Annotated in this window: 16 protein-coding genes; 9 read left to right on the plus strand and 7 right to left on the minus strand. The window is 70.5% G+C overall.

The genetic code is table 11. The features are described from left to right. Window positions 1–18 precede the first annotated feature (18 nt). From Q8S40_RS01830 to Q8S40_RS01850, 5 genes are all read left to right on the plus strand, one after another. Window positions 19–1119: a 4-oxalomesaconate tautomerase gene (locus tag Q8S40_RS01830; protein WP_305669073.1), complete on the plus strand. Its 1101-nt coding sequence runs from the start codon at window positions 19–21 to the stop codon at window positions 1117–1119. Window positions 1120–1143: 24 nt separating this feature from the next. Then, window positions 1144–2196, plus strand: a complete 1053-nt coding sequence (locus tag Q8S40_RS01835; RefSeq protein ID WP_305669074.1) for an Ldh family oxidoreductase — start codon at window positions 1144–1146, stop codon at window positions 2194–2196. 215 nt (window positions 2197–2411) lie between these two features. Next, complete coding sequence (locus tag Q8S40_RS01840; protein ID WP_305669075.1) at window positions 2412–6485, plus strand: PAS domain S-box protein; 4074 nt, start codon at window positions 2412–2414, stop codon at window positions 6483–6485. A 164-nt stretch (window positions 6486–6649) separates the two neighbouring features. Then, window positions 6650–7483: a response regulator transcription factor gene (locus tag Q8S40_RS01845; protein ID WP_305669076.1), complete on the plus strand. Its 834-nt coding sequence runs from the start codon at window positions 6650–6652 to the stop codon at window positions 7481–7483. Continuing rightward, window positions 7483–8757 carry a hybrid sensor histidine kinase/response regulator gene (locus tag Q8S40_RS01850; RefSeq protein WP_304815185.1) on the plus strand — a complete coding sequence of 425 codons (1275 nt, stop codon included), beginning with the start codon at window positions 7483–7485 and terminating at the stop codon, window positions 8755–8757. The genes Q8S40_RS01845 and Q8S40_RS01850 overlap by 1 nt, the downstream gene beginning before the upstream one ends. A gap of 114 nt (window positions 8758–8871) precedes the next feature. On the opposite strand, the gene Q8S40_RS01855 is transcribed toward Q8S40_RS01850, so the two are convergent. After that, window positions 8872–9378, minus strand: coding sequence for a DUF892 family protein (locus tag Q8S40_RS01855; protein WP_305669077.1), 507 nt, complete (start codon window positions 9376–9378; stop codon window positions 8872–8874). Between the two features lie 219 nt (window positions 9379–9597). On the opposite strand from Q8S40_RS01855, the gene Q8S40_RS01860 reads away from it, so the two are divergent. The 4 genes from Q8S40_RS01860 to Q8S40_RS01875 all read left to right on the plus strand — a co-directional run bounded on the left by Q8S40_RS01860 (window position 9598) and on the right by Q8S40_RS01875 (window position 17056). Beyond that, window positions 9598–9756 carry a hypothetical protein gene (locus Q8S40_RS01860; protein WP_304815188.1) on the plus strand — a complete coding sequence of 53 codons (159 nt, stop codon included), beginning with the start codon at window positions 9598–9600 and terminating at the stop codon, window positions 9754–9756. 56 nt (window positions 9757–9812) lie between these two features. Next, complete coding sequence (locus Q8S40_RS01865) at window positions 9813–11378, plus strand: Na+/H+ antiporter (RefSeq protein WP_304815189.1); 1566 nt, start codon at window positions 9813–9815, stop codon at window positions 11376–11378. Beyond that, window positions 11375–15916, plus strand: coding sequence for a DUF4011 domain-containing protein (locus Q8S40_RS01870; protein ID WP_305669078.1), 4542 nt, complete (start codon window positions 11375–11377; stop codon window positions 15914–15916). Before Q8S40_RS01865 ends, Q8S40_RS01870 begins: the two co-directional genes overlap by 4 nt. 171 nt (window positions 15917–16087) lie before the next feature. Then, window positions 16088–17056, plus strand: coding sequence for a peptidoglycan-binding protein (locus Q8S40_RS01875; RefSeq protein WP_305669079.1), 969 nt, complete (start codon window positions 16088–16090; stop codon window positions 17054–17056). A 57-nt stretch (window positions 17057–17113) separates the two neighbouring features. Here the strand turns inward: Q8S40_RS01875 and Q8S40_RS01880 are convergent, their stop codons facing one another. From Q8S40_RS01880 to Q8S40_RS01905, 6 genes are all read right to left on the minus strand, one after another. Continuing rightward, the gene (locus Q8S40_RS01880) at window positions 17114–18445 is read right to left on the minus strand and encodes a TRAP transporter large permease (RefSeq protein ID WP_305669080.1); all 1332 of its coding nucleotides are present in this window, start codon (window positions 18443–18445) and stop codon (window positions 17114–17116) included. A gap of 2 nt (window positions 18446–18447) precedes the next feature. Beyond that, entirely contained in the window at window positions 18448–18987 is a 540-nt protein-coding gene (locus Q8S40_RS01885) for a TRAP transporter small permease (RefSeq protein ID WP_304812610.1), read from the minus strand. Between the two features lies 1 nt (window position 18988). After that, on the minus strand, window positions 18989–19975 hold the full coding sequence (locus Q8S40_RS01890) for a TRAP transporter substrate-binding protein (RefSeq protein ID WP_305669081.1): 987 nt from the start codon (window positions 19973–19975) through the stop codon (window positions 18989–18991). 171 nt (window positions 19976–20146) lie between these two features. Next, window positions 20147–21130 carry a TRAP transporter substrate-binding protein gene (locus tag Q8S40_RS01895; RefSeq protein WP_305669082.1) on the minus strand — a complete coding sequence of 328 codons (984 nt, stop codon included), beginning with the start codon at window positions 21128–21130 and terminating at the stop codon, window positions 20147–20149. Between the two features lie 90 nt (window positions 21131–21220). Continuing rightward, window positions 21221–21487, minus strand: coding sequence for a hypothetical protein (locus Q8S40_RS01900; RefSeq protein ID WP_305669083.1), 267 nt, complete (start codon window positions 21485–21487; stop codon window positions 21221–21223). Between the two features lie 79 nt (window positions 21488–21566). Continuing rightward, window positions 21567–22803 (minus strand): ABC transporter substrate-binding protein (locus Q8S40_RS01905; protein ID WP_305669084.1); only part of this gene is annotated, 1237 nt, incomplete at its 5' end.

Here is a 22803-nt window from a genome sequence, read left to right on the forward strand (position 1 = left end):
GCGCCGCAAGGACTTCCGATGACGCTCCAGACCGCGATCCCCTGCACCTTCATGCGCGGCGGCACCAGCCGCGGCCCGTATTTCCACCGCGGCGACCTGCCGGAAAGCCGGGAGGAAGCGGGGCGTGTGCTGCTGGCGGTGATGGGCTCGCCCGATACGCGGCAGATCAACGGCCTCGGCGGCGCCACCACGCTGACCAGCAAGACCGTGATGGTCAGCAAGGCCGCGCCGGGGGAAAAGCAGCAGGTGGACTACCTGTTCGCGCAGGTCTCGGTGGACAAGGATTTCGTCGATTGGGGCCCTACCTGCGGCAACATGCTGGCCGGCATCGGCCCCTTCGCCATCGAGGAAGGCCTGGTGCCGGCCGAGGATGGCGAAACCCGCGTGCTGATCCGCGCCGTCAACACCGGCGCGCTGATCGAGGCGGTGGTGCAGACCCCCGGTGGCCGCGTGACCTATGATGGCGAGGCCGCGATCGCCGGCGTGCCCGGCACCGCCGCGCCGATCGTGCTGAACTTCGCCGATGCGGTGGGCGGCGCGACGGGGAAGCTGATGCCGACGGGCAACCCGCTGGATCACATCGAGGGTGTGGACGTCACCTGCCTCGATGTCGCGATGCCGGTGGTGATCGCGCGCGCGAAGGACCTCGGCAAGACGGCGCGCGAGACCGCCAAGGAACTCGACGCAGACCGTGACTTCATGGCGCGGATCGAACGCATCCGCCGCGCCGCCGGCCTTGCCATGGGCATGGGCGACGTAGCCGGCAAGGTGATGCCGAAATTCGCCATGGTCGGCGAACCGGCAGGCGGTGCGGGCGTGGCAGCGCGCTACTTCACCCCGCTTGCGACGCATGAAGCCATGGCGGTAACCGGCGGCATCTGCATTGCCAGCGCCTGCAAGCTGCCCGGCACGGTCGCCGCCGGGATCGCGGTGGTGAACGACGCGGCGCGGGAGATGGTGACGCTGGAACACCCGACGGGGGTGATGGAGGCGGTGATCACCACCGGCCGTGCGGAAGACGGCAGCGCCACCATCCTCGGCGGCGGAACGCTGCGCACGGCGCGACGCATCATGAAGGGCGAGGTCTACATCCCCGCCGCGGTGTGGCCCGGCAAATGAAGATCCGCAAGTGAAGACCGGCAGTTGAACGCCGAGACCATCGCCGAGGCCGCGCTTCTCGACCTCACCATCCGCGCCCTGACGCATGGCGGCATGCGACCGGAAGAAGCCGTGCAGGCGGCGCGGGTGCTGGTGCTGGCGGAACTCGCGGGGCTGACCACGCATGGCATCAGCCGCGTCGGTCAGTATCTGAACCGCGTGAAGGTGGGCGGCATCGATCCGCGGGCGGAGCTTCAGGTGATGCGGCTGATGCCAGCGCTCGCCATGGTGGATGGCCGCAACGGCATCGGCCCGCTGGTCGGCATGCGCGGGCTCGCGGAAGCCATGGTCGGCGCGCGGGATTGCGGCATCGGCGCCGCCTTCGCGCGCGGCAGCAACCACTTTGGGCCGATCCTGCCCTATGCGCTGATCGCGGCGGAACAGGGTTTCGTCACGATCATCGCCTCCAACGCGACGACGACGATCGCGCCTTGGGGCGGCAAGGATACGCGGCTCGGCAACAACCCGATCGGCATCGGCGTGCCCAATCCGGGTGGCGATCCCGTGATCCTGGACATGGCGCTGTCCGTCGCGGCGCGGGCCAAGATCCGCGACCTGGCGGCGAGCGGCGCGCCGCTTCCCGAAGGCTGGGCGACCGATGCGCAAGGCCGGCCGACGACGGATGCCAAGGCGGCGCTGGCCGGCTTCCTGCTGCCGGTGGGCGGCCACAAGGGCTATGGCCTGGCGGTGATGGTGGACCTGCTGGCAGGCCTGCTGTCCGGTGCCGCCTACCTCAGCCATGTGCAGGCCTGGGACAAGAATCCGGATGTGGCGCAGAACCTGGGCCATGTCTTCATCGCCATCGATGCATCGAAGCTGTCCAGCCCCGAATCCCTCGCCGCACGCATGGCGGATTTCATCGGCATCCTGCACGCGACGCCAGCGGCCGACCCGGCGCAAAAGGTGCTGGTGCCGGGCGAGCGTGAATTGACGACGCTGAAGCGCCAGCGGGCGGAAGGGGTGCGAGTGAAGGCGGCGGAGCTGCGCATCCTGCGGGAACTGGCGGGCGGCACGCGCGCAACCGGGGCGTCGTCGTAGCCAATCCGATTCCATGCCGGTGGTCCGGCTGCGGCATTGCCGTCAGCGTCGCGCCATGCGGCGGCTGACATTGCCCTACAAATCCGAGCAACTTGCAGGCCAGGAAATGATTGACCTGCCAGGGTGGCGGGATATCGTCTCGTTGCCCTCGGGCCGGCCCGACACCTGCGACATTTTCCCAGGACACGGGCGCTCGCGCTGCGGAGACCAACGCCTTGCCGCGCCCGCCATTCCCACCGGCACCACCGGAGCTTGAGGCTGAGCGTCTAGCGGCGCTGCAGCGCTATGATGTGCTGGATACAATGCCGGAGGCGGCGTTCGACCGTATCGTTCGGCTGGCGGCGCAATTGCTTGGCATGCCGATCGCGCTCGTTTCCTTCATCGATGCGGACCGGCAGTGGTTCAAGGCGAAGATCGGCCTGGCGGTGGATGAAACGCCGCGCGCCATCGCCTTCTGCAACACCGCGATCGAGGGCTCGGCCGTCTACCAGGTGCCGAACGCCGTGCTGGACCCACGCCACGCGGACAACCCCCTGGTCGTCTCGGAGCCGGGTGTCCGCTTCTACGCCGGGGCACCGCTGCTGACCCCGGAAGGCCAGGCGCTGGGCACGCTATGCGTGATCGACACGGTGCCGCGCCCGAAGCTGGACCCGCTGCAGGCCCAGGCGCTGACGGATCTGGCCGCGGCGGTGATGGCGCAGATGGAACTGCGCCGTGAGCTCCGCGCGCGCGAACGGGAGATGGCGCGCGCCGCATTGCGGGAACGCCTGCTGCGAAGCGTGGCGGAAACGCCCACCTTCCAAGCCGCGATCGAGGCAGCAATGACGGCGCTGCGGGAGGATACGGACAGCCTGCTGTGCCTGTTCTTTCGCCTGGCACCGGATGGCCATCATCTGCAACTCGTCGCCGCACAGGGCCGTGGCGCCCTGGCGGAGCCATCCCACTTCGCCCGCCTGCGTGCGCTCGACCTGACCCTCGACAACACCAGCGCCGGCCGCGCGATCCGCGAGGACCGGCAGTTGATCGTGGAGGGGCTGACGCCGGAGATGCTGCGGAACCTGCCGGGTGCGGCGCTGTCCGCAGCGCTGGGCATGGCGGCGATGATCCTCACGCCCACCTCGGTCGGCGCGGAGCGCTACTGCTTCGCCTTGGGCTTCGGCCCGGCGCGCAGCGACCTTTCGGCAATGGCCGAGCGGTTGCAGGAAGCGGCCGGCACCCTGCGCCCATTGCTGCGGCGCCTGCGCGATACGGAGGAGACGGAGCTGTTCCGCCGCGTGGTGGATGCCAGCAGCGAGCCGGTGGTGATCAGCGACCTCCAGCCCGGCGGGGCGCCCGGGCTTCGCATCCGCTACGTCAACGCCGCCTTCCTGCGGCAGACCGGCTACAGCGCGGCGGAGGTGACGGGCCATTCCCCCAGCATGCTGACGCATGCGGATGCGGCGCCGGAAGCGCGGCTCGCGATCCGCACCGCATTGCGGCAGGGCCGGCCGATCCGGCAGGAGATCCTCAACCGGCGGCGTGACGGCACGCCCTATTGGGTCGAACTCAACATCTCCCCGGTCGTGGATGAAACCGGCTGGCGGACGCATTGGATGTCGATCCAGCGCGACATCTCCGCCCAGCGGGCGGAGACGCAGGCGCTGACCGAAAGCGAGGCGGCGTTCCGCGACCTGTTCCACCAGCACCCGGCGCCGATGTGGGTGTTCGACAAGGACACGCTGGCCTTCCTGGAGGTGAACGAGGCCGCGATCGCCGCCTATGGCTGGTCGCGCGAGGAATTCCTCGGCATGACCATGCTTGACATCGGTCCGGACAACGAGCGCGAGGTGGTGCGGGACCGCGCGCGGGAGAGCTTCGAGGGAAGACGCGTCGCCGGTCCCTGGCAGCATCGTACTGCCAGCGGTGAAATGCGGCAGGTGCAGGTCCTGTCGCGCATGATCGAGTTCCGCGGCCGCGAGGCGCGGCTCGTCGTGGTCTGGGACGTGACGGAAAGGCTGCGCGCGGAAGCCGCGGCGCGCGAGCTGACCGCGGAGCTGGATGCGACCTTCGAGAGCATCAGCGACGGACTTTACACGCTGGATCACGAGTGGCGCTTCACCCGGGTCAATGTGCATGCCGAGCGCCTGCTGCGCCGCGATGCCGCCGCACTGATCGGCCAGGTGGTGTGGGACGCCTTCCCCGAGGCGGTGGGAAGCGAGCTGGAGCGACAGTTCCGGCTGGCGACGCAGGAGCGCCGGACCACGCGCTTCGAGGTCTACTTCAGCCCCTTCGAGACCTGGTTCGATTTGACCGTCTATCCGGCTCGCCGGGGCCTCACGGTCTATTTCCGTGACATCACGGCGCAGCACCGGCGCGATGAACGGCTGCGGCTGCTGGAGGTGGCGGCGAACAAGCTCAACGACATCATCATGATCGCGGAGGCCGGGCCGGTGGGGCCCGCGGGTCCGCGCACCGTCTTCGTCAACCAGGCACTGGAACGACTGACCGGCTTCCGGCCCGAGGAAGCCACCAGCCTGACGCCGCGCATGCTGCACGGGCCGCGCACCAGTAGCGCCGAGTTGGCCCGCATCCACGCCGCGCTGGAGGCACATCAGCCGATCCGCACCGAATTGCTGAAATACCGCAAGGATGGGCGGGAGCTGTGGGTCGAGATCGATATCGTGCCCGTTGCCGACGACAAGGGCGTGTTCACGCACTGGGTCTCGGTGGAGCGCGACATCACCGAACGCAAGCACGCGCAGATCCAGCTCGAACAGCAGGCGGCGCTGCTGGACCAGGCGCGCGACGCGATCCTGGTGCGCGGCACGGATCATCGCATCCAATATTGGAACCGCAGCGCGGAGCGGCTTTACGGCTGGACGGCGCAGGAGGTGATCGGCCGGTCCGTCGCGGACCTGCTGTACCGCGACACGCGCGCCTTCCGCGCCGCCACGGCCAGCGTTCTGGCGCATGGCGAATGGAATGGGCAGCTTGAACAATATCGCAAGGACGGCTCCCGACTTTTCGTCGAAGGCGCGTGGTCGCTGGTGCGCGATGCGGATGGCGGGCCCCGCGCGATCCTGGCCGTGAATACGGACATCACGGAACGGCTGGAACTGGAGCAGAAGCTGCGCCAGTCGCAGCGGCTGGAGGCGATCGGCCAGCTCACCGGCGGCGTGGCGCACGACTTCAACAACCTGCTGACCGTGATCCTCGGCAATTCGGAGATGCTGGCGGACAGCCTCGGCCATGACGAGGATCTGCGGCAGATGGCGGCGATGAACATGGCCGCGGCGGAACGCGGCTCCGCGCTGACCAGCCGGCTGCTCGCCTTCTCCCGCCGCCAGGCCCTCGACCCCAAGGCGATCGACGTCAACCGCCTGCTGGCGGGTCTGCACCAGATGCTGCAGCGGACGCTGGGCGAGCATATCGAGATCCGGTTCGCCAGCGTGCCCGATCTCTGGCCGGCGATGATCGACCCGCCGCAGCTTGAGAATGCGGTGCTGAACCTGTGCATCAATGCGCGCGATGCAATGGGCGCCGGCGGCAGGCTGGTGATCGAGACGGCGAATGTGCATCTCGATGCCGCCTATTCGGAGGCGGAGGGGGAAGTCGCACCCGGCGCCTATGTGCTGATCGCCGTATCCGACACCGGCAGCGGCATGACGCCCGAGGTCGCGGCCCGCGCCTTCGAGCCGTTCTTCACGACCAAGGAGGTCGGCCAGGGCAGCGGCCTCGGCCTCAGCATGGTGTTCGGCTTCATGAAGCAGTCCGGCGGACACGTGAAGATCTACTCCGAGGTCGGGCACGGCACCGTGGTGAAGATGTACCTGCCGCGCGCCACCGTTCCATCCTCGCGCGCGCCGCGCGGCGGGGACGCTGAGATGTTGCTGGGCGGGTCGGAGAAGCTGCTGCTGGTGGAGGATGATCCGCTGGTGCGCGAGCATGTGGCGGCCCAGCTGCGCGACCTGGGCTACCGCGTGGTGGTGGCAAGCCAGGCCGCGGAAGCGATGGATGCGCTGCACCAGCACGCGGATTTCGACCTGCTGTTCACCGATGTCGTGATGCCGGGTGGCATGCATGGGCCGGCACTGGCGCAGGAAGCGCGCCAGCTTCGTCCCGGGCTGCGCGTGCTGTTCACATCCGGCTACACGCAGAACGGCATCGTCCACCACGGCAGGCTCGATCCCGGGGTGCTGCTGCTGAACAAGCCCTACCGGCGGCGCGACCTGGCGGAGAAGATCCGCCAGGCCCTGGACGGCACAGGCAACAGCGGCGGCGAGACAGCCGCTTCGCCGCCGCATGCGTGACGAACCACCACCATCCAAACTCATGGGGCATGATGACCGTGCTGTGCGAATGCCTTGCAGGCCCGGAGGATCTCGACGCCCAGGCCGCCGACGGGTTGGACACGCCAGCCGCTGGGCCATACATTCCCTGGCTGCGCCTACTCAACGAAATCGGGGGAGCGCCCATGGCTGCCCGTTCCACCCCCAGCCCCGTCCCTGCCGGCGATCTGCCCCGACAGCAAAGGCCCGTCCTGGTGCTGGAGGATGATGCCGCGGTGGCCGCGACCATCTGCACGGCGCTGGCGCGGGACGGCTGGAACACCGTGACCGCCGCCACCCTGGCCGAAGGCCGGCTGCGGCTGCACCGCGACAATCCACGCCTCGTCATCGCTGATCTCGGCCTGCCCGATGGCAATGGCATCGCCTTCGTCCGTGAAGCTGCCGGCTGCGCCGATCTCGGCATCATCGTCGTCAGCGGCCGGACCGAGGAGGTGGATCGCGTCATCGGCCTCGAGGTCGGTGCCGATGACTACCTGACCAAGCCCTTTTCCCTGCGCGAAATGGTTGCCCGCGTCCGTGCCTTGAGCCGCCGCCTCGACTCGGTCGGTCCCCGGGCCGCCCCCCACCCGCCACGCGGCGGCCTGCAGGAAGCCCAGGCGGCCGCACCGGTACCGCATGATCCGGAATGGAAGCCGGAGGCGACGATGGCGGAGCCCGCGGCATGGAGCATCGCGGGCGTTTCCCTCCAGCCATCGCGGTTTCGCCTGGTTGCGGCCGATTCCAGTGAAATCCGGCTGACCGGCGCGGAGGCCGGGCTGCTGGCCCTGCTGCTGACCGAGCCGGAGCACCTGGCGGACCGGGAGATGATTTCCCAGCGCGTGCTCGGGCGCAGGCTGTTGCCCGAACAGCGCGGTGTGGACCAGCTCGCCTCCAATCTCCGGCAGAAACTTCTCGGTGCTTCCGCCGGGCAGATGACCATCGCGGCACAACGCGGCCGGGGCTATCGGCTGGTCTGGTGATGAACCCCTCACCCGCCGATTCCACGGCCAGGACCGCGCCTGGCACACCGCCACCGCTCAGCGTCCTTGTGCTGGATGATGAACGGCCGATCGTCGAGCTGCTGGTACGTGGGCTGTCGCAGCGCGGGTTCCTGGTGCACGGCGTGCATGATACGGCCGCTGCCAAGGTCGCCATCGATGCCGATCCGGGTATCGGCGTCCTGCTCTCCGATGTCCGCATGCCCGGCCAGACCGGCCTTGCCCTCGCCGAGGAATTGCTGCGCGACCGGGAGGAGGCGCGCGCGCTGGAGGTGGTGCTGCTGACCGGCGGTGCCACGGCCGATGTCGCGCTCGGCGCGTTGCGCGCCCGCACCTTCGACCTGGTGCAGAAGCCGCTGCGGCTGGCGGAGGTGGCGGCGGTGGTGGAACGGGCCCTGGCAAGCTGCCGCCAGCGCCGCGCGCGCGCGCTGCGCGATGCCGAGGTCGATCTCCGCATCGGCACGGCGGAGGCCGAACGGGCACGGCTGGTGGATCGGCTCTCCGCCTCCTCCGCGCGACTTGATGATGTGCGGAGCGCGCTGGCCGCGAGCCAGCGCATGCGGAGCGACCTGCTGGCGGTGATCTCGCATGAGATGCGGACGCCGCTGATCCCGATCCTCGGCTTCTCCGAGATCCTGGCGGGCGACATGGCGCTGCCGGCGGCGGAAGTGCGGGATTATGGCCGGCTGATTCATTCCGGCGCGCGACGCCTGCTGTCGCTGATCGAGGCCGCGCTCGATATCGTCGCGCTCGAACACGGCCGCGGGCTTGGGGCGGGGTTGCAGGAGCCGGTGCCCCGCCTGCTGACGCGGGTCCTGGCCGCGCAGGAGCCCGAGGCGGCGGCGCAGGGGGTTCGGCTGGAACTGGCGCATGGCGAGTCGCAAGGCCTGCTCAACGGTGATCTGCGCCTGCTGGCCGCGGCGCTCAGCCATTTGCTGGACAATGCGATCAAGGCGTCCCCGCAGGGCGCCACGGTGCTGCTCGGCTGGTCGGTGCGGCCGGATCAGGGCATCGACATCCTGGTGCGCGACCACGGCGCCGGCCTGCCGGACGGGCTGGAAAGCCAGATCGGCACGCCCTTCCTGCAGGCGGACATGTCGCTGACCCGCAACTGGCCCGGCGCCGGGCTGGGGCTTGCGCTGGTCACCCGCGTGGCCGCGGCGCATGGCGGGCGGCTGCACCTGCGTGCCGCGGACGGCGGCGGCACGGAGGCCTGCCTGGAATTGCCGGCAGCCCGGCACCCGGCCGCCGCGTGAGCGACAATTTGCGAGTGCGCGCGGCCTCAGGCGCGACGCAGGGGCGGCAAAGCACTACGGGACCAGCAGTGAGCTGTTCCTGGACGGTCGCTGAGCCGCCGACCCGCCCCCGGCCTAGACGCCGGCAGTCTCGCCCTGGCTCCGCAGGCTCGCATAGCGCCGCGTCACCGTGTCCAGATTGTCGTGGCACCACTGTGCCATCCGCTCCTCCTCCCGCGACAGGTCGAGCGCGGCATGCGCGGCCGCGTGGCCGGCAAGCTCGGACAGGGTGATCAGGGAACGGTAGCTGGCAATCTCGAAATGCTCGAAGGCGTAGTTTGCCAGCGCGTTCTTCAGCACTTCGTCCGGCGCCAGCACATGTCCGGCCGCCGCCATGTTGCCCATGAAGCCGGTGACCAGGTCCTTGAAGGCGGAATGCGAGGTGCCGAGCGATTCCAGCAGTTCATCCAGCCGGTCCCGCTGCACTTCGCTTTCCTTGATGTGACGCCGCAACTGGGCCTCCACCTCCGGGTAGTTCTGCAGCCGCTCCACCTGGCGTGACAGCAGCTGGATGGCCTCGGTCTCAAGCGCGCGGGCGTTGACCAGGCCCGACACGTAAATATCGCGGATGCTTTCTGCCATGGCGCTCTCCTTTCGGAATGGGCAATGCGACCCCGCCCTGGAACGGGTGCCGTGCCCAGCGAACGCGCCAGCCTCACCCATGTCCTCATGACGAGGCGGTGATTACGCGGGCCGTGCGAGTCCGGCGCGGCGCCTTGCCCGCCGCCGATCCGGGGTGGGAAGATGCGCCGTGCCGCGGACGATGCCGGGGGTCGGCAACCGGCGGGAATGGAGGGGCGTATGGGCCTTCTGCTGCGCGGATTGCTGGTGGTCGCCGGCGCCATCGCCGCGCTGTTCGTGGCGCGGGATGCGCCGAATTTCGCGGTGGTGGAGGGCATGGTCGCGGTGGTGATCATCGCAGCCATCGTTCTGGCGCTGGCCCTGACCCGGAAGAAGTAGCCGGCCCACGCAACAATTCTTGCCTGGTGAGGGGCCTGGCCGGATAGGCTGGCGGTATGGAAATCGTGCAGGCCGTGCTGGCCCTGATCGCGGCCTGTATCGGCTTCGCGCTGATCGCGCGGCGGCTGAACCTGCCCTATGCCGTCATCCTGGTGATCGGCGGGATCGTGCTGGCCTTCATCCCGGGCCTGCCGACCGTGACGCTGGACCCGGCGATCGCGCTGGCCTTCTTCCTGCCGCCGCTGCTCCAGGCCAGCGCCTGGCGGACGGATTGGCGGGCCTTCCGGGACAATCTCCGCCCCATCCTGTTCCTCGCGGTCGGTGCCGTGCTGTTCACCGCGGTCTGCATCGCCGTGGTCGCCAAGCTGCTGATCCCCGGCCTGCCCTGGGCCGCCGCGGTGGCGCTGGGCGCCATCGTCGCGCCACCGGATGCGGTGGCCGCCGCCGCCGTGCTGGGCCGGCTGCCGATGCCGCGTCGCCTGGTAACGGTGCTGGAGGGCGAGAGCCTGGTGAATGATGCGACGGCGCTGGTGCTGTACCGCTTCGCCATCGCCGCCGTCGCCGCGGGCGGCATCGCGCTGGAGGTGGCGGTTGCCTCCTTCTTCCTGGTGGCGCTCGGCGGCATCCTGATGGGCTGGGGCGTGGGGCTGGCCTGCGCCTGGACCTTCCAGCGGCTGAAGGATCCTCTGCTGGAGATCGCTGCCAGCTTCGTCGCCTGCTTCGGCAGCTTCTTCGCGGCGGAAGCCCTGGGCCTGTCCGGCGTGATCGCCGTCGTCACCACGGGCCTGGTGCTCGGCCAGTTGCAGCACCGCACCCTGGCACCGGAAACCCGCATCAGCGCGCAGGCGGTGTGGGGCTTCGTGGAGTTCGTGCTGACCAGCCTGATCTTCATCCTGGTGGGGTTGCAGCTGCGCGGCATCCTCGACCGGATCTCCCAGCATGGCGTGCTGGAACTGGCCTTCCTGGCGGTGGCGCTGTCGCTGACGCTGATCCTCAGCCGCTTCGCCTGGGTGTTTCCCATGGCGTTGATCCCCCGCGTGCTGCCGGGGCCGGCCGATGACGGTCGCCGGCCACCGCTCGGGCATCTGGTGGTGATCTCCTGGGCGGGCATGCGGGGCGTGGTGTCGCTGGCCGCGGCGCTGGCGCTGCCGCTGGATTTCCCCTACCGGGACCTGCTGGTGTTCCTTGCCTTCTGCGCCATCCTGGCCACGCTGGTGCTGCAGGGCACCACGCTGGAATGGGTGATCCGCCGCCTTGGCGTGGCGGAGAAGCCGGTGGCGGGCATGGCGCCGGCGGAAGCCCAGGCGCGCCGACAGATCGCCCGCGCCACCCTGGCCGAGGTGGAAGAAAGGGCGGAGGATATCCTGGAAGGCGCCGTCGCACGCGACCTGTTGACCGAATTCCGCGAACGCGCCCGGGTGTATCGCGGCGTCGCCGATGGCGGCGGCCATGCGGAGCTGGAGGCGCGGATGCGGATTCGCCTGGCGGCACTTCGCGCCGGGCGCCGCGCGCTGCTGGACCAGCACCGCGAAGGCGCGGTGAATGACATGATGCTGGCCCGTCTGGCCCATGAAATGGATCTTGAGGAATTGCGAATCCTGCGCCTGCTGGGGGCTCGATGAGCCTGCTGCCCGATCAGCTTGAGGCCGCACGCCGCGGCCTGCTCGACCTGTCCACCCGCAACCGCCTGCTGTCCCTGCCGAAACCCGGCCGGTCGCGCGGCGTGGTTCTGCTGGATGACGAGGATGCCGGCTTCGTGCTGGCCGCCCTGGCCGATGGCCGCGCCTTCACCTTCGAAGCCTCCGCCGAGACCGCCGAGGACGCCCCGCGCCGCACCCGCCGCCCGGTGCGGGTGGAGGGCGTGACCCAGGCCGATGCGGCGCAGAGCCGGGAGGAAGCGCGGCGCGACAACCGCTTGCGCGTGAAGCTGCCGCGGGAGGATCTGGCGCGGCGCCTGCGCGACCTGATGCAGGATGCGCGCACGGCGCGGGAGGAGACGGGCATCGCCACCCTCTCGCTCGCCCTCGGCGCGCTGGCCTGGCGCGACCCCGCCACGCCGGAGACCGAACGCCTGGCGCCGCTCGCCCTGCTGCCGGTGGCGCTGGAACGCCAGGGTGTCTCGCAGGTGTTCCGGCTGCGCGCCGCGGGCGGGGAGGTGGAGGAAAATCTCTCGCTCCGCCAGAAGCTGCAGGCCGAGTTCCGCGTCGAGCTGCCGCCCTTCCCGGCCGAGGATTTTGCGCCCGCCGCCTGGGCGGAGGCTGTCGCGGCCGCGATCGGCGCGCGGGAAGGCTGGCGGGTCGATGTGGACTCGCTGGCGGTCGGCCTGTTCTCCTTCCAGAAATTCCTGATGTGGCGCGACCTGGACCCCGCGGTGAATCCGGGCCTGCTGACGCATGGCATGATCCGCGCGCTGGTCGGCGGCGAGGCGCTGGATGCGCCGCCGCCCTTTGGCCCGGACGTCGATGTGGATGAGGCGATTCCGGTGGAACGCCTCGACCATGTGATGGAAATGGATGGCAGCCAGGCGCTGGCGGCGGAGGCGGTACGCCGCGGCGGGGCGGCATGGGAAACGGCAGGTGGCGGCGCGGCGCAAGCCGGCCATGTCGTCATCCAGGGGCCGCCCGGCACCGGCAAAAGCCAGACCATCGCCACGATCATCGCCCAGGCGGTGCTAGACGGGCGCAGCGTGCTGTTCGTGGCCGAGAAACTGGCGGCGCTGGAGGTGGTGGAACGCCGCCTCGGCCAGATCGGCCTCGGCCCGGCCTGCCTGGAACTGCATGCGGAGAAGCAGTCCAAGCGCGCCGTGCTGGATGAGCTGCGCGCGACACTGGCTGCCCCCCCGGTGGCGATGCCAGACCGTGCGCCGGTGCTGCGCCGCCTGGGTTCGCTGCGCGCCCGGCTGAACCAGCATGCCCGCGCCATGGGTGCCGCGGTGGGCACGAGCGGGCGGCCGCTGCATGCGGTGGTGGGCCGGCTGGCGGCGCGGCGGGCCATCGGCGCGGCGGCACCCGATTTCACGCTGCCGGCCGGGGATTGGGACGCGGCGCGCATCGCGGCTGCCCGCAATGCGGTGGCAGAACTGGCGGCCTGCGCCGCCGCGGGCGGGCCGGGCAGCATCTGGCGTGGCGTCAGCCCCGAACCAGGTCTCGGCCCGTTGGCGCAGGACCGGCTGATGGCACGGCTGCCCGCGCTGATCCGGGCGCTGACCGCTGGCGCCACGGCTTTGGAGGCGGCCGCCATGGTGCTGGCGCAGCCGGGGCCGGCGGGGGCGGCGCATCTGCTGGCGCTGTCGGCCGCCATCGCGGCAGCGCCCACGCATGATGCCGCGGCGCTGGCGCACCCCGCCTGGCAGGCCGAGCAGGACCCGCTGGCCGCGCTCGCCGCGGCCACCGCCGCGCTGGCCGAAGCCGGGCGCGATGCGCGGCTGCGCCCCGGCGCGCTGAACACCCAGGGGCTGGAAGCGGCGCGCGCCACGCTGGGCGAGGGTGGTGGCTTCTTCGCCTTCCTCTCCGCCACCCAGCGTGCCGCCAAGGCGCTGGCCACGCAGGTGGTGGCCGAGGGCGCGGCGGTGCTGCCGGCGCTGGATGCCGCCATCGCCGGCCAGGCCGCCGCGCGCGCCGTGGCGGCCGGCGAGGCCACCGGCCGCGCCGCCTTCGGCAGGCTGTGGGGCGATGCCGCGGCGATGGCTGCGCTGGTGGCATGGCGCCGCCAGCACGGTGCCGCCGCCGCGGCCGCCCTGGCGGCCGGGATGCCGGTGCTGGACGAGACAGCGGTGCAGACGGCGCTGGCGGCCTGGGAGGAGTTGGAGTCGGCAACGCAGCTCGATCTCGCCGAGGGCTTCGGCCAGGCGGACCCGTCATTGGCCGCAATCGCCGCGCGCCTCGGTGATTGGGCAGCGCAGCCGGAGGCGCTCACCCCCTGGCTCGCCTGGCGCCGCGCCGTGCAGGCGGCGGGCGAGGAGCTGGCGCCGCTGGTGCAGCGCCTGGAAGCGGGCAGCCTGAAGCCCGATACCGCCGCCGATGCGCTGGAGGATGCGGTGGATGAGGCGCTGCTGAAGGCCGCCATGCGCGCCCGGCCCGAACTCGCCGCCTTCGATGGCGCCGGCTTCGACCGGATGCTGACCGATTTCGCCGCCGCCGATCGCGACCGCATCGCGCTGGCACGGCGGGAGGTTGCCGCCACCCATGCCGCCGCCGTGGCGCGGGTGCGGGATCTGCCAGGCTACCGCCTGCTGCTTGGCGAGTTCGAGAAGAAGCGCGGCCATCTGCCGGTGCGCGAATTGCTGCTGCGCGCCGGCAGCGCGGTGCAGGCGGCGAAGCCCGTCTTCCTGATGTCGCCCTTGTCCGTCGCGCAGATGCTGGCGCCGCCGCATGGGCTGCGCCCCGGCCTGACCTTCGATCTGCTGGTGATGGATGAGGCGTCGCAGATCGAGCCGGTCGATGCCCTTGGTGCCATCGCCCGGTCTCGGCAGGTGGTGGTGGTGGGCGATGACCGGCAGATGCCACCCACCCGCTTCTTCCAGCGCATGACCTCGGAGGAGGAAATGCCGGAGGAGGAGGACGCGACGGAGAATGTGGCGGCGCGGGAGGTGGAGAGCATCCTGGGCCTCGCCAATGCGCGTGGCGTGCCGAATGTGATGCTGCGCTGGCATTATCGCAGCCGGCACGAAAGCCTGATCGCCACCAGCAACGCGCAATTCTACGGCGGCCGGCTGATGGTGCTGCCCTCCCCGCGCGGCCGGTCCCCGGCGCTCGGCCTGTCGCTGGTGAAGGTCGCGGGCCAGTGGCAGGCGGGTGCCGGGGTGAACCAGGCGGAAGCGCGCGCCGTGGCCGAAGCCGTGCTGCGGCACGCGAAGGAAAACCCCGGCGAGACGCTCGGCGTCGCCGCCTTCTCGCTGCGGCAGCGCGATGCGATCCTTGACGCGGTGGAGGCGCTGCGGCGCGAGGATGACTCGGCGGAGGCCTTCTTCACCGCGCATCCGCACGAGCCTTTCTTCGTCAAGAACCTGGAGAATGTGCAGGGCGATGAGCGCGACGCGATGTTCATCAGCGTCGGCTATGCGCGCGGCGCCGATGGCCGGCTCGCCATGCGCTTCGGCCCGCTATCCGCGGAGGGCGGGGAGCGGCGGCTGAATGTGCTGATCACCCGCGCCAAGACGCGCTGCGTGGTGTTCTCCGGCATCACCGCCGAGGATATCGACCTGGCGCGCGCCACGGGTGCCGGCGTCGCCGCGCTGAAGGCCTTCCTGCAATTCGCCGAGGGCGGTGAGGATCGCCGCGCGACCGGCGGCGACGCCACCGCGCCGCTCGCCCGCATCATCGCGGATGAGATCAGCGCGGCGGGGATGGAGCCGGTAGCGCGCGTCGGCAGCGCCGGCCTGTTCCTGGACGTGGCCGCAAGGCAGGACGGCGACTATCTGCTGGGTGTCGAGGCCGATGCGGCGCATTGGGCCGCGCTGCGCGGCGCGCGGGATCGGGACAATGGCCGCGGCGCGGCACTCGGCCGGATGGGCTGGCGGCTGCACCGCGCCTGGAGCCTCGCCTGGCTGCAACGCCCGGATGCGGAACGCGCACGCTTGCGCTCGGCGCTTGGTGCGGCGCCGGAGGAGCCGCAGCAGGCCACCCACCTGCCCGCCGATCCGGGACTCGCGCGGCCCTATGCGGAGGCTGCGCCGGAGATGCCCGAGGGCCGGATCCCCGACCTGCCCTTCGCCCGGCTGGCCGCGCTGCTGGCGGAGGTGATCCGGGTGGAGCAGCCGGTGCATGGCGATGCGGTGCTGGAACGTGCGCGCCTGCTGTTCGGGCAGGAGGTGCTGTCCGCCACCGACCGCGCCGCGCTGCAACAGGCGCTGCGCCTGGCGCGGCAGTTGGAGGGGGTTGCGGAGGAAGCCGGCTTCTGGAGCGCGGAAGGCGCCGGCCCCGTATTGCCCCGCGACCGTCGCGCCGCCGCGCCGCATCTGCGCCGTGCCGCCCTGCTGCCGCCGGCGGAGGTGCAGGCGGCGGCCCAGGCGCTGCTGACCGCCATGCCCGGCTCCACCGAGGATGAACTGGTGGCCGGCGTGGTCCGGCTGCTCGGGCTGGAAGCCTCGGCCGCGCCGGCCATCGCGGCGCGAATCGCGGCCCTGGTCGGCGCCGGCGTGCTGCGTCCGGCCAGGGCGTAACGCGAGCAGCCGGAACATTCGGCCTGCGCCCTGTGCACAGCGGCGCGGCCGCGCTTACGACGCCCACACCGGGTTCATCGGCGCATCCGTCGCAACCATTTCACGCCAAGCCGCGTTCCCCCGGCATCACGAACGGTCCTGAGAGCGGGCCACCACGACGGAAGGAACGACATGATGACCAACAAGGCACGTCTCCTCGGCGCCGCGGCGCTGGGTCTGATGGTCGCGGCCTGCGGTACCGATCCGCAGGAACGCGTGACGGGTGGCGCGGCGGCCGGTGCCGCGACGGGTGCCGGCGTTGGCGCGCTAGGTGGGCCCGTGGGCGTGGTGGCAGGTGCGGCGATCGGCGGCGGCGCGGGTGCCGTGGCCGGTGCGACAACCTCCCCGAGCGATGTGAATCTGGGGCGCCCCGTCTGGAACGATCCGGAGGTTCGCGTGCCGAGCGTTCCGGGAACCGGCGGCACCAACACCAGCGGCGGCAGCACCGCCAGCAGCGCCTCGACCCGCGATGTGCAGCGCGCCCTGAACGACCGCGGCTTCAATGCGGGCGGCGTGGACGGCATCATGGGCCCGCGCACCCGCGGCGCGCTGCGCGAATTCCAGCGCGCCAATGGCCTCACCGCCACGGGTCGTGCTGACCAGGCAACGCTGTCGGCGCTGAACGTCAGCGGCGGGCCGCAATCCATGCGCGGCAACCCGGGCCGCAATGACCGCAACAGCGCCTATATGGGCGGTGGCGTGGTCGGTGGCGGCGCCCAGAGTGGCGGCACGCAGGTCAGCCAGGCCACCAGCCCGGATCGCAGCGGCGTGGCGACGGATGCGGATCCGGGCGCTGGCGGCACTGGCGGTTCCGGCGGCAGCACAGGCGCGCCGACGAGCCCGAACTACGGCGGCACCGGCACGACCAACCTGCGGGAGCGCAGCGGCGTGGCGACGGATGCCGAACCGGGCACCGGCGGCACCGGTGGCTCGGGTGGCAGCACGCCGCCCGCGATGACCGGCCAGGGCGTTCCCGGGCAGACCGGCGGTTCCGGCAGCGTGCTGGAGCGTCGCGGCACGGCGACCGATGCCAGCCCGGGCACCGGTGGCACGGGCGGCTCGGGTGGTTCCAGCGGCGGGACCAGCATGCCGCCGCGCTGATCGCAGCATGGCGTGATGAAAGGGGCCGGGGGCGAAAGCCTCCGGCCCTTTCTGCGTTCAGCCGCCCATCATGGTGTTGGGAAGAAAGGTGACGATGGCGGGAAAGATCGTCACCAGCGCCACCGCGATGACCATGAGGAAGAAGAAGGGCAGCGTATTGCCGGCCACCGTCATCATCCCCTTCCCCGTGAGCCCCTGCAGCACGAACAGGTTGAAGCCCACGGGCGGCGTGATCTGCGCCATCTCCACCACCAGCACGATGAAGATGCCGAACCAGATCAGGTCGAAGCCGGTCTGCGCGATGATCGGCAGCACCACCGACGCGGTCAGCACGATCATGCTGATGCCGTCGATGAAACAGCCGAGCAGCAAGTAGATCACCGTCAGGAAGGCGATGATCATGAAGGGGCTGAAGCCCTGGCTGCCGACCCAGGTGGCCATCGCCGCCGGAATGCCGGAATAGGCCATCGCCTTGGTCAGGAAGGCAGCCCCCGCCAGGATCAGGTTGATCATGCAGGACAGCTTCACCGCGCCCATCAGGCTGGCGGTGAAGGATTTGCGGTTGAGCGTGCCGCCCCAGGCGGACAGCGCCAGCGCGCCAGCCACGCCGAAGGCCGCGGCTTCGGTTGCCGTCGCCCAGCCGAAATAGATGCTGCCCATGACGAAGCCGATCAGCAGCAGCACCGGGAACAACTGCCCGCTGGCGCGCAGCTTTTCCCGCAGCGGCATCGGCGGGTCGGCCGGCGGCACCAGCTTCGGGTTCAGCAGCGACCAGATCGCGATGTAGCCGGAGAACAGCACGATCAGCAGCAGCGCCGGCCCGAGCCCCGCGATGAACAGCCGGACGATGGAAACCTCCGCCGCCACGCCATAGACGATCATCACGATCGAGGGTGGTATCAGCAGCCCGAGCGTGCCGGCCCCGGCGAGCGAGCCGATCGCCATCGGCTGGTGATAGCCGCGCTTCGTCAGCGCGGGCAGCGACATCTTACCGATGGTCGCCGTGGTTGCGGCGGAGGAGCCGGAGACGGCGGCGAAGATGCCGCAGCCAAGCACATTCACATGCATCAGCCGCCCCGGCAGCCACTGCACCCAGGGGGCGAGGCCGCGGAACATGTCGTCCGACAATCGCGTGCGGAACAGGATCTCACCCATCCAGATGAACAGCGGCAGCGCCGCCAGCGTCCAGCTGGCAAGCGACCCCCAGACGGCGCTGCCCAGCACCTTCTCCGCCGGGAAGCTCGCCATCCCGGTCATCAGCATGGGCAGCGCGATCACGCCGACCAGGCCGGTCATCAGCAACCCAAGCCCGATCCAGACACCAAGGCCGAGGATCAGGAACAGCACGCCGAGCAGCAGAAGCCCGGCCTCGGTCTGCGCGAGGTCCATGTTCAGATTTCCCCCATCGCGCGTTCCAGGGCCGATACCTCCGCCGCGCGGCGGTAGGAAGGCGTACCGCCGGCCAGATGCACCACCAGATCGTCGAGCAGCGCCAGCGCGAACAAGGTGCAGCCCACGGCGCAGGCGGATTGCGGCACCCAGAGCAGCCAGGGCACGGTGCCCTGCGCCACATCCTCGAACTGCCAGGAATCATAGGCGAGGTCGGCGACCGCATAGGCCAGGAAGCCGGCCAGACCGGTGCTGAGCACCAGGGCCAGCGTCTCCATGCCCGTGCGGGCGGCGCCCTTCACATGGCCGATGATGAGATCGACGCGGATATGCGCGCCGTTCCGGAAGGCATAGGCCAGCGGCAGCAGGGCCGAACTGGCGACGGCAAAGGCCGTCAGGTCATCCGCGCCATCCAGCGACACGCCGAATTGCCGGCCAATCACCTGCAAGGCGATGATGATTCCAATGCTGGCCAGCGTGATGGCGCCGGCAATGCCGCCGGCCAGATACAGCAGGTCCAGACCCCGGCGCAGCGCGCCCATCTCAGCCGGCCGCCCGCAGATCGGCGATGATCTTGCGGCCATCCTCACCGGCGCGTCCGGCCCATTCATCGGCCATGATGGCGCCGATGCGGGCCATGCCCTCCATCAGGGCGGGCGAGGCGGTGGGCACGGTCATGCCGCGGCTGGCGAGCGTGGCCTGCGCCGAATCGCGCGCCGCCTCGCTCATCGCCCAGCCACGCGTCTCGGCGGCGGCGGCGGCGCTGCGGATGGTGGCCTGCACCTCCGCCGGCAGCGCTTCCAGCGCACGGCGATTCACGAACACCGCATTCTTGGTCCAGGTGAAGCCGATCGGCGTGAAGAAGCGCGCGTAATCCCAGGCCGCGCTGTCCACGCCGGTGGCGGCGGAGGTCACCATGGAATTGACCACGCCGGTGGCGAAGGCCTGCGGGATCTCGGCCGCCTGCACCAGCGTCGGCGTGGCGCCGATCAGCGTGGCGAAGCGATTCGTCATCACGTTGAAGGTGCGCATCCGGCTGCCGCGCAGCGCCTCCAGCGTATCGACCGGGACGTTGGTGTAGAAGCCCGAAGGCGGCCAGGGCACCGTGTAGAGCAGGGAAAGCCCCTGCCGCGCCAGCCGCGCCTCCAGCATCGGGCGGGACAGGTCGGCCAGCTTCCTCGCACCGGCATAGCTGGTGACGAGCTGCGGGATGCTGTCCACTTCCAGCAGCGGATCCTCATTGCCATAGGCCGAGATCAGGATCTCACCGAGCTGCACCTGGCCGGTCTGCGCGCCGCGCTTGATCTGCGGCATCGGCAGCAGCGCGCCGTTGCTATGCAGCTGGATGGAAAGCCGGCCGCCGGAGCCGGCTTCCACCTCGGTGATGAAGTCGCGGATGTTGCGCGTGTGGAAATTGCCGTCGGGGTAGGGCGTCGCGAATTGCCAGCGGGTGGCCTGGGCCTGGGCAAGGCGGGGCAGTGCGGGAACAGCGAGGCCAGCCGCCAGAATGGCGCGGCGAGAAAGAATCATGTTTGAAGCCCCCGATTGGCAGCGTGTTGTTCTGCCCGCGATCATCGGGGCCAAAGGGCGCCGCGCGCAAGGGCCTGCTGCGGTGCAGCGAAAGTTTCGGGACGATCGCGAAGGTGGTGAGGCCCCCCTCACCGGCCCGCTCCCCCCGTCTGGGGGGAGCGGGCGTTCAGGTCAGGCGCGGTAGTCGGCGATCAGTTTGGCGCCATCGGCCCCGGCACGCGCAACCCACTCATCGGTCATCGTGGTGCTGATGCGGCGCAGGCCGGCGAGGAATTCCTCGGTCGGCGGGATCACCTGCATGCCACGCTGGGCGAGCGTGGCCTCCGTGCTGCGCTGCGCCTCCGCGCTCATCTCATAGCCGCGCGTCTCGGCCGCCGCGGCCGCGGCACGCACCGCGGCCTGGTCGGCGGCGGACAGCGCCTCGAGCGCGCGGCGGGAGACCAGGACGGCGTTCTTGGTCATCGAGAAGCCGAGCGGCGTGAAGACCTTGGCGTAGTCCCAGGCGGCCGTGTCGACACCGGTCTGGGCGGAGGTGATCTGCGCCTGCACCACGCCGGTGGCGAAGGCCTGCGCCAGTTCCGCCGCCTGCACCAGCGTGGGCTGCGCGCCGACCAGGGCCGCGAAGCGGTTGGTCGCCGGGCTGAAGGTGCGGAAGCGCAGGCCGCGCAGACCTTCGATGGTCGGGATCGGGTTCTGGGCATAGAGGCCGGCCGGCGGCCATGGCACCATGTAGAGCAGGCTGAGGCCCTGGCGCCCGATGCGCGCCTCGATATAGGGCTTCTGCAGGTCGGCCAGCTTCTTCGCCTGGGCGAAGTTGGTGACAAGCTGCGGAATCGCGTCGGCGTCGAAGAAGACATCCTCGTTCGAATAGGCGGTCAGCAGGATCTCACCCGCCTGCACCTGGCCGGTCTGCACGCCGCGCTTGATCTGGGGCATCGGCAGCAGGCTGGCGCCGCTGTGCAACTGGACGGAGAGGCGGCCACTGGTCGCGGCCTCGATCTCCGTCAGCATCTGCCGGATATTGCGGGTGTGGAAATTGCCGTCCGGATAGGGCGTGGCCATCTGCCAGCGCGTCTGTGCCGCGGCGCCGCGCGACAAGGCAGGCATGGCAAGGGCCGCGCCGGCGGCGGCGAGGAGGTTGCGGCGTAAGGTCATGGTGAAGCTGTCCCTCGGATGTTGCTCTCCGTGGCGCGAGCATCGCCTCCAACCGACCGAATGGGCAACCCCCTTGGTTGCCCCCCGGGTCTACAGCGGGTAGTCGCGCTCCGGATCGATGCCGGCGGTGGTCAGGAATTTCCGCATCTCCACAACCTCCTCCTTCGACAGGCTGTGGCGGGTGTCATGGAAGCCGTGGGTGCGGCCGGCGAGCGAGACCTTCACCTGGCCATGCCCGCCTGTGGTCACCTCCGCCCCCACGGCCTCCATCACCGCAAAGGCCTGCTTCGGGTCGATATTGGCGCTGACCGGGTGCGCGAACAGCGCGTGGAGGACCTTGCGGTGCTGGTGGTTCATGAATCTTGCCCCTGGCGTTGTGACCGGGACAGTCTCCGCCCGCGCGAGGCGCGGGTCCTTGACCTGAATCAAGCGGGACTCAGTTGGCCGGGCGCGTGCCCATGGCAACCGTGCGCTCATCCATCCGCGGCTCATGCACCAGGCCGCGGCGCGCCGCCCAGGCGTTGGTGATGTTGTACAGCGGCACCATCGCCACATCATCGGTCGCGAGCCGGATCGCCTGGCGCAGCACCGCGGCGCGGTCCTCCAGCTGCAGCAGGGTGGCCGCGCGGTCGGTCAGCGCATCCAGCTCCGGGTTCGCATAGCGTGCCGCATTGGCCGCGCCACGCCGCGCCGCGCGGTCGAAGCTGCCGAGCACGCTGATCAGGAAGCTGCCGGCCTCACCCGTGCTGCTGCCCCAGCCGGCCAGGCGGATCGGGAATTCCTGGCGCGCGGCGCGGGCCGAGTAGCTGGTCCAGGGCAGCGCCTCCACCGCCGTGCGGACCCCGATGCGCGCCCACATCTGCGCCACGGCCTGGGCGGTGCGGGCATCATTCGGGTAGCGGTCATTCGGCGTGAACAGGGTGATTCGGAAGCCGTCCGGATAGCCGGCCTCGGCCAGCAGGCGGCGCGCGCCTTCCGGGTCGAATTCCGGCACCGCAACCTCCGGCGCATGGGTCGTGGTGCCCGGCGGCATCCACTGGCCGGCCGGCGCGGCGGCGCCCTCCATCACCCGGTCCACCAGCGCCTGGCGGTTCACCGCCATGGTCAGCGCGCGGCGCACGCGCACATCATCGAAGGGGTTCACCTCCATCGGCCGGCCGTCATTATCCGTGACCTGCGGCAGGTTGCCGCGGCGGGACCGGTCGAAGGCGATGAAGATCAGGCGCAGGCCCTGCACCTCGGCCACGGCAACGCGGCTGTCGCGGCGCAGGCGGGCGAGGTCGGTGGAGGGGACCTGGTCGATCACATCCACATCGCCGGCGATCAGTGCGGAAACCCGCGCCGTGTTGTTCGTCACGACGCGATAGGTCACCCTTTCCCAGTTCTGGCGCGGACCGAACCACGCATCATTCCGCGCCAGTTCGAAGCGGTCGCCGGGGATGGCGTTGGTAATGCGATACGGTCCGGTGCCGATGGCGGCGCGCAGCGCGTTGAAATCCTCCGTCCCGCGGCCCTCCACCGCATGTTTCGCGACCATGGCGATGGAGCCGAGTTCCACCGGCAGCAGCGGGTGCGGCGCCGCGGTGTGGAAGCGCACGGTGTGGGAATCGACGATTTCGGTGCGTTCGATGGCGCGCACGAAGGGGGCGAAGCTGGCCGGGGTGTTGGGCACG

This window comes from Falsiroseomonas sp. (genome assembly GCF_030695085.1).
In the GTDB taxonomy this organism is placed as follows: Bacteria; Pseudomonadota; Alphaproteobacteria; order Acetobacterales; family Acetobacteraceae; genus Falsiroseomonas.